Below are 13975 nucleotides of genomic sequence, written 5' to 3' on the forward strand. Positions count from 1 at the left end.
GCGTCGCCCAGAGTGCGTCTAGACCCATTCCGTGACGTCGCCCTGCGTCGTCGCCGCCGCACGTTCCCGCGCCCACACGGTCTCGTCCGTGCTCACACCCGAGACGGCCCCTCGCGACGCGCCGTGCTCCGCTGCGTCGTCGTCCGGCGTACCCGGGGAGGGCTTCTTGGCCGACGAGCCGGCGAAGAGGGTGAGGTCGCCGGTCCCCACGGTCCGCGACAGGTCCACCCGCACGGCGCAGCTCCCGCTCGCCTCGTCGATGCGGATCCGGTCGGACCCGGCCACGCCGCGGCTCACGCCGGCGACGCGCGGGATCCACGCCCGCGAGCGCCGCGTGTAGTGCGCCGTGCCCTGAAGGCCCGCGGCGGTGAACATGTCGTTGACGAAGGACGTCGCGTCCTGGGCGGTCGGCCGGAAGAAGGCAGGCTCGCTCACGCTCTCGCCGTCGGAGTAGGCGCCGATCCGGACGACGGTGCGGACCGGGAGGTGGATCGAGTCCTCGTCGACGCGCTCCTCGAGGATCTGTGTGGCGTTCTCCGTGACGACCTCGGCGGCCCGGTGGCTGGTCCAGAAGTCCTCGAGGAGGCTTCGCGGGCTCAGAGGGCTGTCCAGAGTGTCAAGGTCGACTGCGAGGTAGCCGCCGCTCTCGTCCAGCGGGGTCACGCGGGAGAACTCGGCGTAAGCAAGGTCGAACCGCGCCGTGTTCCACCCGCGGGGATGAAGGGCTCGGATGGCGGCGACCAGCGTGGCCTGCGGGAAGGCCTCCTCGCCCCGGACGGGACGGGCGACGCCCATCGCCGCAGGGAACGCGTCGATGACGGACTCCGAGAGGCCGTCGTCGTCCGTCGTCACGTCGACCCACTGCTCGTGCAGCACGTGGGCGACGATCCGCGACCACGAGCGCAGCCCCTTGTAGAGCAGGTCGAGCCGTGCCGCCTCCTGTGCCGTGTACACGTACTCGTCGAGCTCGGACTTGCGCAGCGCGATGAGCACCTGGACGCTCCACTCGTAGCGCCGCACCGCCTTGTAGAACCGGTGGTTCGCCCAGACGAGCAGCACGGCCGCGACCAGGGTCAGCCCGACGAGCCAGAGGATCCGCTCCGCGACGCTCGCGTCCTGCTGATCCAGGAGCACGTATGCGAGACCGGCGATCACGAACCAGACGAGCGGCGTGACGCGCCACCACCGCACCAGGGAACGCTGGGCGGCGACGAGCTCCTCGTGCGGGGGCGCGACGGGCTGCTGCTCGATGGTGGCGCGATGACGCGCACGCAGCGCGAACGTGCGCCGTCCGACGTCGTCGGCGAGCCGCCACGTCACGGCGACCGAAGCCGTGTCGAGGAAGCGCTGGACCGTGGAGCGCTCCGCCTGCAGATCCGCGAGGCGCTTCTCCTGCTTCTCGATCCGGCGGCGGAGCGGGGACGGCGGGTCCGTCGCCGCCGCGGGCGCCTTCGGGGCCTCCTCGCCGTTCGAGGCGAGGGACGCGGCCGCCTCCTCCTCGGCGAGCTGCCGGCGCAGGTCCTGGACGAGCTCCTGCTGCTGCGAGATCGAACGCCCCAGCTCGAGGACGGCCGTGCGGACCGCCACGGGGTCGTCGGACCGGAGCTCCGCGCCGCCCTGGGTCCTGAGGGTCGCGGGCCGGGGCGCCACGTGGTCCGCCGGCAGGAGCTCTCGGACGCCCGCGTACGTCGGCTCCTCGAAGCCCTCGGGAAGGTCCGCGCCGTCGTTCAGGGCGAAGACGAACCGACGGAGGTCGGCCCAGGTCGTCGGCGACGGGACGGCCGTCGCCTCGACCTCGCGGTCGGCCGCGGCCCGCTGCGCCTCGGAGCTCTCGCGTGCGATCCACCCGCTGGCCGCCTCCTTGAGCACCTCCGGGGGCTGCGCACCGAGATGCACGAGGGTGTCGCCGTCGTGACCGACGATCGCACCGGTCGCCGAGTGCTCGACGCGCTCCTTGCCGCGTCCGACGACCCACCGCAGCACCGACCCGGTGGTCGAGGCGTTGAACCGGACGGCCTCGCGGAGCACGTCCCCGAAGCGACGGCTCGCGCGGCGCGGTGCCGGCTGCACGGGCGCCGGACGCGGCTTCCAGTCGCCGTGCTCCAGGAGATGGTCGGTCGCGCGCTGCGCCAACCGGACCGGTTCGACGGCCGTCCGCCCCCACGCGAGGTAAGTCGCGGGTCCGTTGAGCTCGCCCCGCACGCCGCTCACCGCCGCTCCGGTGAGCTTGCGGATGACGTCCTCCCCCACGACCGCGCGCAGCGACACCCGCAGTACCACGAGGTCGCCCGCGTGCGTGGTCGAGTCCGCCGCGGCGTCGTCGAGCGCACCGACCGGGACGCCGTCGACCACCCCGCCGGTGGCGGCGAGCACCATGGCGGCGTGACCGTCGAAGTTCCCCGGCGAGCGCACGAAGACGCTCGCGCGGTCGATGTCCGGACGGTCCTCGGCCGAGACGACGGCGTTGACGTCCCATCCGGCGAGCAGGGCGCTCGACGTCAGGCCGTGCGCCCCACTGACCGGGATGATCAGGTTCGCGCGGAAGAGCACCGTGTCCCGTGCCGAGGCGTCGTCGTTCGAGCGCGGCAGGGTCGTGCGGATCTGCTCGGCGACAAGCCGCCCGGCCTCGACCACGTCCGCGTGCTCGGTGTCGGCCACGTCCACGAGCTGCCCGACGACCACGCGCACCGTGGACAGCCGGCGGAGCCCGACCATGTGGAAGAGGTCGCCCTCCTCGACGCCCTCGGACGTGACCCGCTCGGCGCGGACCACCGGCGGTCCGTGCTCCGCCGTCGTCACCCCCGACGGCGTCACCCAGACCGACGGTCCGACCAGGCCCGCACGTGCCCAGGCCGTCACGAGCTCCCGGACGGCGAGGCCCCGGTCGCCGTCGTTCACCACGAAGACCGCGAGGTCGCTCATGTCCACATCGTCCCGCCGTCCTGCGCGAGGGGCTCGAGCCCCTCAACCGCTCGGCTGAGCTCCCCGAGAGCGGACAGGATCTGCGCCCGGAGGTCGTAGGTCCGGGGCATGTCCACGGCGTCGGGCCGCTGGTCGAGCTTGGCGAAGTGCGCCTCGTACTGCTGCGCGATCCGGCGGAACCGGGCCTCGACGTCGTCGCGCCGCGCCTTCCAGTCCTCCGGCACCGCGATGCGGTCCGTGTTCCGGTTCACGCCGTCCAGGACGAACTTCGTCAGCTCGGCGCTCGGTCCCGACTCGTCGGCCGTGTCGCTCCCGCTGCTGAACTGGCCGAGCAGGCGCAGCCGCTGGTACGGCTCCATCGCCGCCATCGACTCGTCCGCGTTCACCTGGACCATCGCGAGGACCACCGACTCGAGCACCGCGGCGATCGCCTCGGGACCCTGCGTAGGGACGCTCTCGAGCATCGGCGTCGGGAACGCGGCGTACCGACCACCCGCACCCGCCTCGTGCGGCACGAAGACGGACACCGACGTGTCGGTCATCTGGAGGTGACCCAGCGCGCCGGCGACGAACCACCCGCGGACCATGGAGTCGAGCACGCTCGGGGACATCGGCACGAACTCCGTGACGGGACGTGCGCGACGCCAGCGCCAGAACTCCGCCCGGGAGTCGGGCTGATTGTTCCGCGCGCCCCACTCCTGCGCGATGGGCCGCATGAGCGAGTCGAACACGACCGGCTCGTAGGGCTCGCCCAGCACCGTGAAGACGTCGACGAACCCGGAGGCGCTGTCGCCGAACGACGTGGCGATCTCCTCGGACCACTGCCCGCGTGCCTCCAGCACGCGCCGGAACGTCGCCCGCGCCGCGGACTTGTCCGGGAGCGGGATCTCGGAGAAGGACGTCGCGTAGCGCGGCTCCTGACGGCCGTGCACCTGGACGAGGACCGAGGCGTTGATGCTCACCAGCGGCTCGGCAGCGTTCAGGGCGGCGATGAGCTGGCCCTCGAAACGCTGGAGCCGGCGGTCGTGCTCGGCCGGCGACACGTTCTTCGCGTCGAGGAAGTCGCGCAGCCCCTCGGACATGTACCGGCCCACCGCCGTGCCGTCGCGCGTGAGCCACTCCCCGGCACGGGCGAGCACGTCGTCGGGCGACGCCGCCACCGCGAACGACGCACGGGACGGGGCGGCGGTCGCCGACGGGTTCACGCTCGGGTCGTTGGGCACCCACGAGGTCGTGCGACGGATGAGCGCCTGCCGCGTCCCCTCGATCTCCTCCTGCCCGAGCAGCACCTGCATGTCGGCCTCGCGACGATGACCGGTCTCGTCCGACGTCGTCACCGACCGGCGCACGAGGTCCGCCAGGATCGACGGGTACTCGTCGACCGGCTCGAGCAGGAACTCGTTCGGCGCGGGACGCAGGCGCACCGGGATCACGTCGCCTTCGGGCCAGCTCGAGGCGATCGACTGCTGCTGGTCCCCGCCCTGCGACCACTCCTGGGAACCGCGCTGGTACGCGTGCTGGACGGCGGTCGCCAGCGGGTCGAGCACCGACTCCGCGAGATCGACGACGAGCCCGGCCGCGAGCTCGCGGACCTCGGCCTCGGAGACGTAGACGAGCGTCTGCACGCCGTTCTGGACGGCGGTGCGCAGCGTCGGCGTCTGGGCGAGGACAACGGTCGCCTCACCGTCGCCGAACGCCTTCTGCACCTCCTCCGAGAGGGACGCGGCCCAGCGACGGTACAGCGCCGCCTCAGAGCGCAGCTCGTCCCGGACCTGGCGAAGCTCCGTCTCGAGCTTGCGCACGAGCTGCTCGGTGACGGGAGCGCCGTGCAGCACGACCTGGCGTGCGACGAAGGTCGTGACGTGCTCCTGGATCTTGCCGACCCACCGCCGCGCCCGCTCGGTGCGAGCCGTGCGCTGCGCGTCGAGGTAGGCCGCGCTCCGGTCGTTGATCGCGTTGACGACCCGCGTCGCCACCCGCGCCGGTGCCTCACCCTTCGGCGGGAGGTCCTGCTCGATGCGCCCGAGGATCTGGGAGACGAGCGCCTTCGCCTCGTCGTTCTGCCGCTCGGGGCGGAGCGCGTCGATGACGTCGTTGTGTTCCTCGCCGCGCTCGTCGAGCCGGGACTGGCGGAGGAACCCTCCGAACACGCTGTTCGCCGTGTCCAGCACGAGCTGCTTCTCGGTGCGGTCGTCGCCAGGGGCGCGCAGCTCCTCGTGACGCCGCAGGAGCCGCAGCATCGCGGTCCGGGCCAGGTGCTCGGACGCGTAGTCGCGGAAGCGGTCCCGGCCCAGCCCCACACGGGCGGACCCGAGGGCCGTGAACGGCGTCTCCGCCTCGCGCGTCTTGAGGGGAAGGCGGTCGGGGACCGACGCCGCGACCTGGGACCAGTTGCCGTGCACGTACGCCGAGAGCTTGTCCTGGAGCCCGGAGCTCGCCACCCACGACGCGACCGACCGACCGAGCGCCCGGTAGATGTCGTTCTGGGTCGCGTACGTCACCGAGTTGTTCCGGCTCCCGACGAGGAACGGGTACCGGGGGCCCGAGCGCCGCATGGCCCCGAGCTGGACCCCGTAGCGGGCGAACAGCGCGGTCGTCTCCTCGCTCGCCCCGTCCGAGTTCCAGTAGCCGCTGAGAATCTCCGCGAGGGTCGCGAGAGAGTTGGGGCGCACGCCGCGGCGGCTCTCCTCGGGGAGGTAGTCGAAGACGTCGGGTGCGTAGAGGAGCCCGACGATCTGGTCCGCCCACTTGTCACCCAGCGAGCGGACGACGTCGCACACGTCGATGACCGCCCCGGCGCCCGAGCCGCCGGCGATCGACGACACGACGATGACGGTGGGCTCCGGCGGGCTCGCGGCGGGCTTGCCGCCGAGCAGGCCGGTCAGAGCCTGGAGCTCGCCGACGATCTCGGCCCCGGTCATGGCGCGGCGGGCCGCCTGCACTGCCTCGCGCACCCGGGCGAGGCCCGCGACGGTGATGATCCGCCCGAGCGCCCGGTACTGGCCCGCGCCCTTGCTGGCCGGGATCGCCACCTTGTTGGGGTCCGGCCGCCACGAGGCGACGACGTCTCGCAGGCCCGCGCCGCCGCCCATGAGCGCCGCGTCGATCGTCCGGTAGTCGACGCCGTTCGCCACGAGGCCCTGGTAGTCGCGCTCTGGAAGCTGCGGCGGGAGGTCAGGGTCGTTGCCGTCGGCGTGGGTCGGCACGTCGACGTGGACGAACTGCCAAGCCTTCGGGAAAGGGCTGCCCCACCCTGCCTGGGCGAGCCGGCGCTCGAGATCGTCGCGGACCACGCGCAGCGTCTTGCCGCCGGAGCCGCCGACGCCGATGAGGAGGAACGGTCGAAGCATCTTCAATCCTTCGTCAGTCGTCGAAGATCGACGGGGGTCGTCGGTGGTCGGGGTCTGCGGTGCGCGACGGCGGAGGAGCCGTACCTCGGCCGTCGTCCTCGAAGAGCGACGGGGGTCGTGGCCCGCCGGTCTCGGCCGGGCCGGCCGGGTCGTCGAAGATCGAGCGCGGCCGACGCTCGGGAGACGCCTGCTCCTCGAACGCGGTCTCGACGGAGCCTTCGGCGCTAGTGGATCGCGTCCGCGCGGAACGCTCGGTGGCGGTGCGCGCCGCGGCCTCCCGTGCAGCGACGGCTGCCTCCACGGCGTCGACGACGGACTCCCAGTTCACGTCCGACAGCCGCGTCCGCCATCGGTCCGCGAGCGCGACGTCGCCGTTCCTCGCGTCGTCGAGGAGGACGAGAGTCGCGTCCCAGGACCCTCCGGTGGCAGTCTCGTCGCCCGTGCCGCCATGGACGACGAGCACGCCGTCCGTGTTCCCCGGGAAATCGACGGGGGCACGCCGGCCGGCCGCGTCCTGTACCGAAGCACGCCGATTCGTGGAGACAACGATCGAGCCGTCGGTGGCCTGCGCCCAGCCCCGGCCGGACGCCAGTGGGAAGACGGGGAAGCGACGGCCCAGTTCGACGGCGCCCAGCGACCGTCGTGCCACATTCCGGTCCTCCGGGACCTGCAGTCCTCGGAAGTCCTTCTCCGGGTCGAGCAGCGCACCGCCGCCACGGCGGGCAAGACCGTCGCGCGAGAGCACGACCGGGACCGCCGTGGTGCGCGAGAACGGGCCGACGTGGAACCGGTCCGACCTACGTCGGGAGAGCTCCGCGACCGCCCAGGCGAGCACCAGTGCCAGGACGAGGAACACCGCGGCCAGCCCCCAGCGCTTGCCCTCGTCGACCGGACGGACCATGGTGGCCTCGACGGGGACGTCCATGGTCACCGGTTCTGCCGCGTCCACGCCGGTCAGCGTGACGGGGATCGTCCCGGTGAGGCTCCCGTCCGCCGGGTGCTGTGCCGACGCGACGAGCTCGATCGTCACCGTCTGACCGGCGGGGACGTCGACGCACTCCACCTCGCTCGAGAGCCGCAGCGTTCCCGCGGCTTCAGGACCGGCGACGGAGGCCGGGCCGACGCACGCGTTCGTGTCTCCCCGGTCGCTCCCGGTGACCCGGAGCTCACCGTGCGCGGCCTCGTCACCGACGAGCTGCCCGAGCACCACGCGCGAAGGCTCGATCGTCGGGTAGGAAGGCGGCAGGACTGTCGGCAGGACGCTCGACACCGCCACCGGACCGAGCGAGGTTCGGGACGGCGAGGACGTCGCCGAGGCCACGGCGTCGATCTGCACCTCCGACGGGGCGCCGTCCGCGGGAAGCGCGACGGACACCGCGAAGCTACCCGGTGCGACCGTGGTGGGCTGCGCCGGCTCCCCAGCAACGAGGACCGTGAGGTCGAACGACGCGAAGGACGACGTGTCGACAGGGGTGCCGTCCGAGTGCTGGAGCGAGACGGTGACCGTCGTCTCTTCGCCGATGACTAGGGTCCCGGCCGGTGCGGCGTCTGTGGGGGCAGCACCCTCGAGCGCGAGCCGGGTGCGCCAGAAGTAGTAGAGGTCGATCACCGTCGTCGTGCTCGGGTCGCTCACGAGCCGCCACGTCCCCCCTACCGAGCCCCCGGGTGGGTAGATGACGTCGTAGAGCTGTAGCGCGCCCTGCTGCGACACGACGACGTCGGCTCCGTCGGCCGACGGTCCTCCGCCCGGCGGGACACTTGCGCCGTCGGGAGAAACGAGCTGGGGGCCGCGAGCACCGTCTCCCACCTCGACGACGGCGCGGAAGCCCCCTACTCCTGCGTCGACCGGGATCTCCAGGACGCCGTCGACGCACGTCGCCTCGTCCGGGCAGACCACCGACAACCCCGGCGCCCCACCCTCGATCAGCGCGCTCGCGCTGGCGAACAGCCTGCTCAGCGCCTCCGGCTGGTCCGCGCGTAGGTAGGCGCCACCCACCGAGCCGGCAGGGAGCGGAACCGTTCCGCAAGTGACCCCGGCCCCTGTGCCCTCGGCGACAGCACGCAGCTGCTCACGATCGGCGTCGCTGACCGTGCCAGCCCCGCCCTCCGTGAAGAGAGCGAGCGAAAGGATCGCGATACCGTCGCCGCGGAGCCCGTCGACGATGCCGGACGGCGAGCACAGTTCAGCAAGCGCCTCGTCGGTCTGGTCGCCCACGTCGAGCTTGCCGTCGGTGAACCACAGAAGAATCCGGCACGTCGGCCCCCCGATCTCGGCGGAGCGCTGGTCGAGGGACGCGCGCGCGCCGACGAGCGCGCTGCGGTAGTCCGTGTACTCGCCCGCGTCGCGGGTCGCGAGAGACCCTGCCGCCGACATCAGCTCGTCATAGTGCTGTCCCGATACCGCGCCCCACCCGACGAGGGACTGGTAGTCCGAGGAGAACGTGGCGAGCGAGGCCTCGACCACGAGCGAGTCCTCGACTGCGCCGAGCGCGGCCAGGGAGTCGACCGCGGTACGGATCGCCTCGACCCGCTGGTCCTCCGGGTCGGTCTCTCTCAGGCTTCCGGACTCGTCGACCACGATGGCCGCGAGGAGCGTCCCCCCGCCAGCCGCGCACTGGGCGACGTCGGCGAACGCCCGCGCCCCTGCGGGGCTGAGGTCTCCCGCGCTTCCGGTGATGCGCGACTCGACACGCGTCTCCGCCGCGGGGAGAGCCGCGGCCTGGGCCACGCCCATGAGGCCGACAACGATCCCGAGGGTCAACGACCTCCACCATCTGGCCGACGTCGTCATTTGGCGAGTTCCGTTGCGACCAGGAATGCGCACCACAAGCCGCCCGCCAGCCCGACCACGAGGGCGACTTTAATGAGAACATCTCCTGCAGGAAGGGGCTGATACCACGGATCCTGTCGCGCTCGGTTGCGCGTCGCCCGGTACCACGAGGCGCAGATGATCGTGCCCAGCGCGCCACAGAGATAGCCCGCTCCCCCGAACCAGAGCACGGCGCTCGCGATCGCCTGACCGGCAAGAACAGCAAGGACCATGGATAGGGCCGCCAGCGCGACGCCCACGCCGACGGGCAGCCAGGATGGCCGAACAATTGTCGTCACCGCTCGCATTTCACCACCCCTGCTACCTCGCCCGGCTTCTGTTGCCTGCGGACACCTTGAAGGATAGGACTCACACCCCGACAGGACGAGTCCGGCCCTTCGCGAACCAAACAGACCTTTGAGCCAACCTTTGCAGCCCCAATGGGATCCTTGACCGATTTATCATAGTTTGAGATTATTTCCTATCGGTTCTGGCTCCTGGCAACCTCAGCGAATCAGGACAACTTCACCCGCTTCCAGACACTGCACGACCTCCGGGCCGTCATTCGAACGGCAAGCGCGCCTCTTGAGGACGGCTGGGACCCGCTCGGCGGCGGCGACGATATCCATCGTGTTGTCTCGGCCGCACGCAATCGAGACACACCGCGCGGACCTCCGTCTGGCCGTCGTCGCGCACCAGACGTGTTGCCCGCCCGCCGCCGTCGAGACCTCCCTTCCATGACGGCGATCACCAGCTCCGTCACGATCACGACGGCACACCGAGCACGCCAACGAGCCCGGTAGAGCGACCCTCCGGACGCCGGGCGTCTGGCCACTCGTCGTCGGGCAAGCGTCCAGAGCAGCCAGGAGACTACGCAGCTGATCCATGGCATGTGCAGTACAGAGCCGCCCAGGCGCGAGCCCCGGCACCGCTCCGTAGTCTCGCGAGATCCCTGGTTCCGACGAGAGGCGACCCCATGACCGACGCCCCGACCTCCCCGACGTCGACGGGCCGCATCGTGCTCCTCGGCGCGACGGGCTACACGGGCACGCTCGTCGCGCACGAGCTCGTGGCGCGTGGAGCACGGCCGGTCCTCGCGGGGCGGTCCCAGGACCGCCTGGACGCGCTCGCCGCCGACCTTTCCGCGAGCGCACCGTCGGCGGCACCCCGCCACCGCGCCGAGCCCACGGGCACCCCCGGTGCCGGGCGTCCGACGTCGGACTCCCCCGCCCCACCGCCGCTCGAGACCGCGGTCGCGGACGTCGACGACCCGCGGACCGTGCGCGCGCTGATCGAGCCGGGCGACGTGCTCGTCTCGACGGTGGGCCCGTTCGTCCGGCACGGCGGCCCGGCGGTCGAGGCCGCGATCGACGCGCGCGCCGTCTACCTCGACTCGACGGGCGAGCCGGCGTTCATCCGGCGCGTGTTCGACGAGCTCGGCCCGCGCGCCGGGCGCACGGGCGCGGCGCTGCTCACGGCGTTCGGCCACGACTGGGTGCCGGGCAACCTCGCCGGCGCGCTCGCGCTCCAGGACGAGGGAGCGGACGCCGCGCGCCTGGAGATCGGCTACTTCCCCACCGGCGGCGGCGTGAGCGGCGGGACCCGCGCGAGCGCGCTCGAGACCGTGCTGGAACCCTCGTACGCCTGGCGCGACGGACACCTGCGGGCCGAGCGCGTCGCGGCTCGCGTCGTCGCGTTCGACCTCGGCGCGGGGCGCCGCGTGCGGGGCATCACGGCCGGCGGCACCGAGCCGTTCACGCTGCCGCCTCTCGCGCCTGGTCTGCGCGACGTCGAGGTCGCGCTGGGCGTGACCAGCCCCGCGGTGCGGTTCGCGCCCGTGGCGACCGCGATCGCGACCGGCGCTCTGCGCGTCCCCGGGCTGGGCGGCGCGCTGCGCCGGTTCGCACGGTCGCGCGCCGGCTCGAGCGGCGGCCCGGACGCGGCCGCCCGGGCGGCGTCACGCACCCACGTCCTCGCGGTCGCGCGCAGCGTGTCCGGGGACGTCCTGCGCCGCGTCCGGCTCGACGGACCCGACGCCCACGACCTCACTGCGCACTTCCTCGCGTGGGGCGCCGCCCGCGCCGCACTGGGAGATGTCCGCGGCACCGGAGCGCTCGGCCCGGTCCAGGCGTTCGGCGTCGACGCGCTGCTCGCGACAGCCCGCGAGGCAAGCATCACCGTGACGATCGCTCGCTGAGACCCGCGCTCGGACAGCCGAGGGCGACGCGCGACCCCTCCCGCAGGCACCACGGCCGGTCAGCGCGCCGCGAGCACCTCGCGCAGGATCCGTACGGCACGTGGCCCGACCCCGTGCAGGGCGAGCAGCTCCCGATCACTGAGCGGCGCGACGTCGGACAACGAGACGATGCCCGCACCGGCGAGCGCACGCGTCGCCGGGCGGCCGATGGCAGCGGGGAGGTCGCCGACGGACCCCGGCTCCGCGGAATCCGCGGCGACGAGAGCAGCCCCGAGCCGTTGCGGCGCACGGGCGAACCATGCGCGCCGCACCCAGTGGTTGGCCTGCTGACCGTCGAGGTCGGCGAGCGGCACGCTCGCGCCGAGCAGATGGTCGCCGCGCGTCCACCTGCGCGCGGTGAGGTGCTCGGCGAGCACGCGCGCGACGTCGTCGTCCGCGAGGCGGAGCTGCACGACGGCGTCCCGCGTCACCGCCGCGAACCGTCGCCCGCGCACCACGAAGGACACGGTCCCGGCGGCCGCGTCCTCTGCCACCTCGGGCAGGGCGAGCGCGGCCGCGCGGACCTGCGCGAGCGTCGTCATGCCGCCACCCTGCCACGCATCGTGACGGTGCTCGAGGCCGAGCACGCGGTCATCGACCGCCGGCCATGGGTGTCGTCGAGCTTGTCCGGCGCCAGACGATCGTCGACCCCCTGGTCGGCGGAAGGCTGACAGCGGTCGCTCGTAGGATCGGGATGATGTCTGACCACACCACGGGGGCGTCCTTCCCGGACCCCCGGCACGACGAACCGCCCCTCCCGCCGTCCGCCGCTCTCGCGCGCAAGGTCGCCGACCCCAGGGCCATCCTGCGGTTGGTGGGCAACGACGAGTCCGTCGACGACCTGCCGCGCACGCCCGACGGCCTCCTGGACCCGCCGTCGAGCGTCGGGAGGAAGATCCGCAACGGCGTGCTGCTCGTGCTGCTGTCCAGCGGCTTCGTCTGGCTTGTCACGGTCAACGCGTGGGACCACGACGGCTTCTTCCCGTGGTTCTGGAACGTCGTGTGGACGATCTTCCCGTGGGTGTTCCTCGGCCCGCTCTGGGCCGGGTACGCGCGCTCGCTGCGGCGGTCGCGCGACGACGCCCCGCTCTACGCCCAGTACCACCGTGACCGGAAGGCCGCCGTCCGCGAGGCAGGGGCCGTCACGGCGTCGGTCACCGACCGCACGGACTCGGGCGGGGTCGCGCAGTGCGTGGTCCGCGTGCGGCACGGGGCGCTCACGACGACGGTCACGCGCCTCGCGCCGGTGACGAACCTGCTCCCGTCGGAGGTCCCGCAGCCCGGTGACCCGGTGGTCGTGTGGCGCCTGCCCGGGGAGCGGGTCGTGGTGCAGGCGCGCCGCGACCGCACGCGCGCCCTGCACGATGCCGCACGGGCCGCCGCGTCCGCCACCGTCACCGATGCGTCCGTCACCGATTCCGCGGTCGCCGACTCCGCGAGCACGGGGACCCCGACCACCCCTGGAGACGCGCCGGTCTGGGGCTCACCCACGCCGGGCACGGCGTCCTCGACGTCGTCGACCACCACGACCACCACGACAAGGACGACCCGCCGCGGGGGCACTCCCGAGGTCACCGTGCAGCACGGCATCGCGGCGGCGCTCTCGGAGCTCGCGAGCCTGCACGCCTCGGGTGCCCTGACCGACGACGAGTTCGCCGCGGCGAAGCGGATGCTGCTCGGCGCGTCCTGACCGACCGGACGCCCGGCGTCGGCGGCGCACCCAGTCGGCCGGGCGCGCGTCGTCGGGCCCACCCCTGCCGCGCCGTCGACCACGACGCCGCCCGCCGTCGAGCACGACATCCGTGTCGTTCCGAGCCCGAGAACGACATCGATGTCGTGTTCGGCACCGGCCCGGGGGCCCGGCAGACTGTCCCCGTGAGCAGCCGTCCGCCCCGTCCCCCGCATCGGCCGAGCATGGTGTGGACCGCGGTGCGCGGCGGGGTTCGCGGCCGCGAGCGCCTGACGCCCGTCGCCGACTACCTGGCCGTCCTGCTCATCCTGGTCGTGCTGTTCGGCGGGTCGGTGTGGTTCGTCGTCTGGCTGCTGCTCCAGGAGGAGGGGGTCGCGGCGGCGGTCTCCTGCTTCATGGTCCTCGGCTTCGGCACCGGGCTGGTGATGTACGTGCGCGGGCCGTCGAAGCAGTCGGTCGTCCTGCGCCCGCACGAGATCGAGCTGCCCGTGGGGCCGGAGCCGGCACGCGTCGTCGTGCGGTGGGACGACGTCGCGGGGGTGCGGGTGCTGGAGGGCGAGCGACGCCCGGCTCTGCGGGTCGAGCTGCGCGACGGCGCGCGGGCCCGGCACGCCGAGGGCGAGGACCTGCTCCAGGTCCGCCCGGCGAACGGGCCGGACCCGGACACGGTCGACGTCGCGGACGCCGAGGCGGTCGCCCGCGTCCTGCGGCACCTGCTGGACCACCCCGAGGACCGCGCCCGCCTCGCGCAGCGCGGCGGGGTGGGGATCGTCCTCGCGTTCGCGCGCCCGGTCTACGGCGACGCGCCCGCCTGACCCGGGCGCCGACGTCGGCCGCCCGCCGCCTGCCGCCTCAAGCCAGCCCTCCGACCACGACCTCACTCGCCGTCGAGCACGACATGAGCGTCGCTAAGCCGCCCAGAACGACCCTCATGTCGTGTTCGGCGCGGGAGGGGGGCGGGGGGCGCG

The 13975-nt window shown here is 73.1% G+C and carries 8 protein-coding genes; 3 read left to right on the top strand and 5 right to left on the bottom strand.

Annotated features, from left to right (window positions below; all coding sequences use genetic code 11):
- Positions 1 to 18: 18 nt before the first annotated feature.
- The 4 genes from A0J59_RS06725 to A0J59_RS06740 are packed head-to-tail and all read right to left on the bottom strand — an operon-like array spanning position 19 to position 9389.
- Positions 19 to 2922 (bottom strand): hypothetical protein, encoded by a 2904-nt coding sequence (locus A0J59_RS06725; protein ID WP_156532852.1) that lies wholly within the window; start codon positions 2920 to 2922, stop codon positions 19 to 21.
- A complete protein-coding gene (locus A0J59_RS06730; RefSeq protein WP_064315635.1) occupies positions 2919 to 6272 on the bottom strand; it encodes a tubulin-like doman-containing protein in 3354 nt (1117 codons plus the stop codon). The genes A0J59_RS06725 and A0J59_RS06730 overlap by 4 nt, the downstream gene beginning before the upstream one ends.
- A 13-nt stretch (positions 6273 to 6285) precedes the next feature.
- Positions 6286 to 9033, bottom strand: a complete 2748-nt coding sequence (locus A0J59_RS06735) for a VWA domain-containing protein (RefSeq protein WP_172820030.1) — start codon at positions 9031 to 9033, stop codon at positions 6286 to 6288.
- Positions 9034 to 9059: 26 nt separating this feature from the next.
- Positions 9060 to 9389, bottom strand: coding sequence for a hypothetical protein (locus A0J59_RS06740; protein ID WP_220084448.1), 330 nt, complete (start codon positions 9387 to 9389; stop codon positions 9060 to 9062).
- Between the two features lie 668 nt (positions 9390 to 10057).
- Between A0J59_RS06740 and A0J59_RS06745 the strand changes: the two genes are divergently transcribed.
- Complete coding sequence (locus tag A0J59_RS06745; protein ID WP_064315638.1) at positions 10058 to 11278, top strand: trans-acting enoyl reductase family protein; 1221 nt, start codon at positions 10058 to 10060, stop codon at positions 11276 to 11278.
- A 59-nt stretch (positions 11279 to 11337) separates the two neighbouring features.
- On the opposite strand, the gene A0J59_RS06750 is transcribed toward A0J59_RS06745, so the two are convergent.
- Entirely contained in the window at positions 11338 to 11859 is a 522-nt protein-coding gene (locus tag A0J59_RS06750; protein WP_064315649.1) for a hypothetical protein, read from the bottom strand.
- 155 nt (positions 11860 to 12014) lie between these two features.
- Between A0J59_RS06750 and A0J59_RS22040 the strand changes: the two genes are divergently transcribed.
- Both A0J59_RS22040 and A0J59_RS06760 read left to right on the top strand, forming a co-directional pair.
- Complete coding sequence (locus A0J59_RS22040) at positions 12015 to 13007, top strand: SHOCT domain-containing protein (RefSeq protein WP_220084449.1); 993 nt, start codon at positions 12015 to 12017, stop codon at positions 13005 to 13007.
- Positions 13008 to 13192: 185 nt separating this feature from the next.
- The gene (locus A0J59_RS06760) at positions 13193 to 13822 is read left to right on the top strand and encodes a glycosyltransferase (protein WP_156532856.1); all 630 of its coding nucleotides are present in this window, start codon (positions 13193 to 13195) and stop codon (positions 13820 to 13822) included.
- Positions 13823 to 13975: the final 153 nt, after the last annotated feature.

The organism is Cellulosimicrobium sp. I38E, from assembly GCF_001647255.1.
Classification (GTDB): domain Bacteria; phylum Actinomycetota; class Actinomycetes; order Actinomycetales; family Cellulomonadaceae; genus Cellulosimicrobium; species Cellulosimicrobium cellulans_E.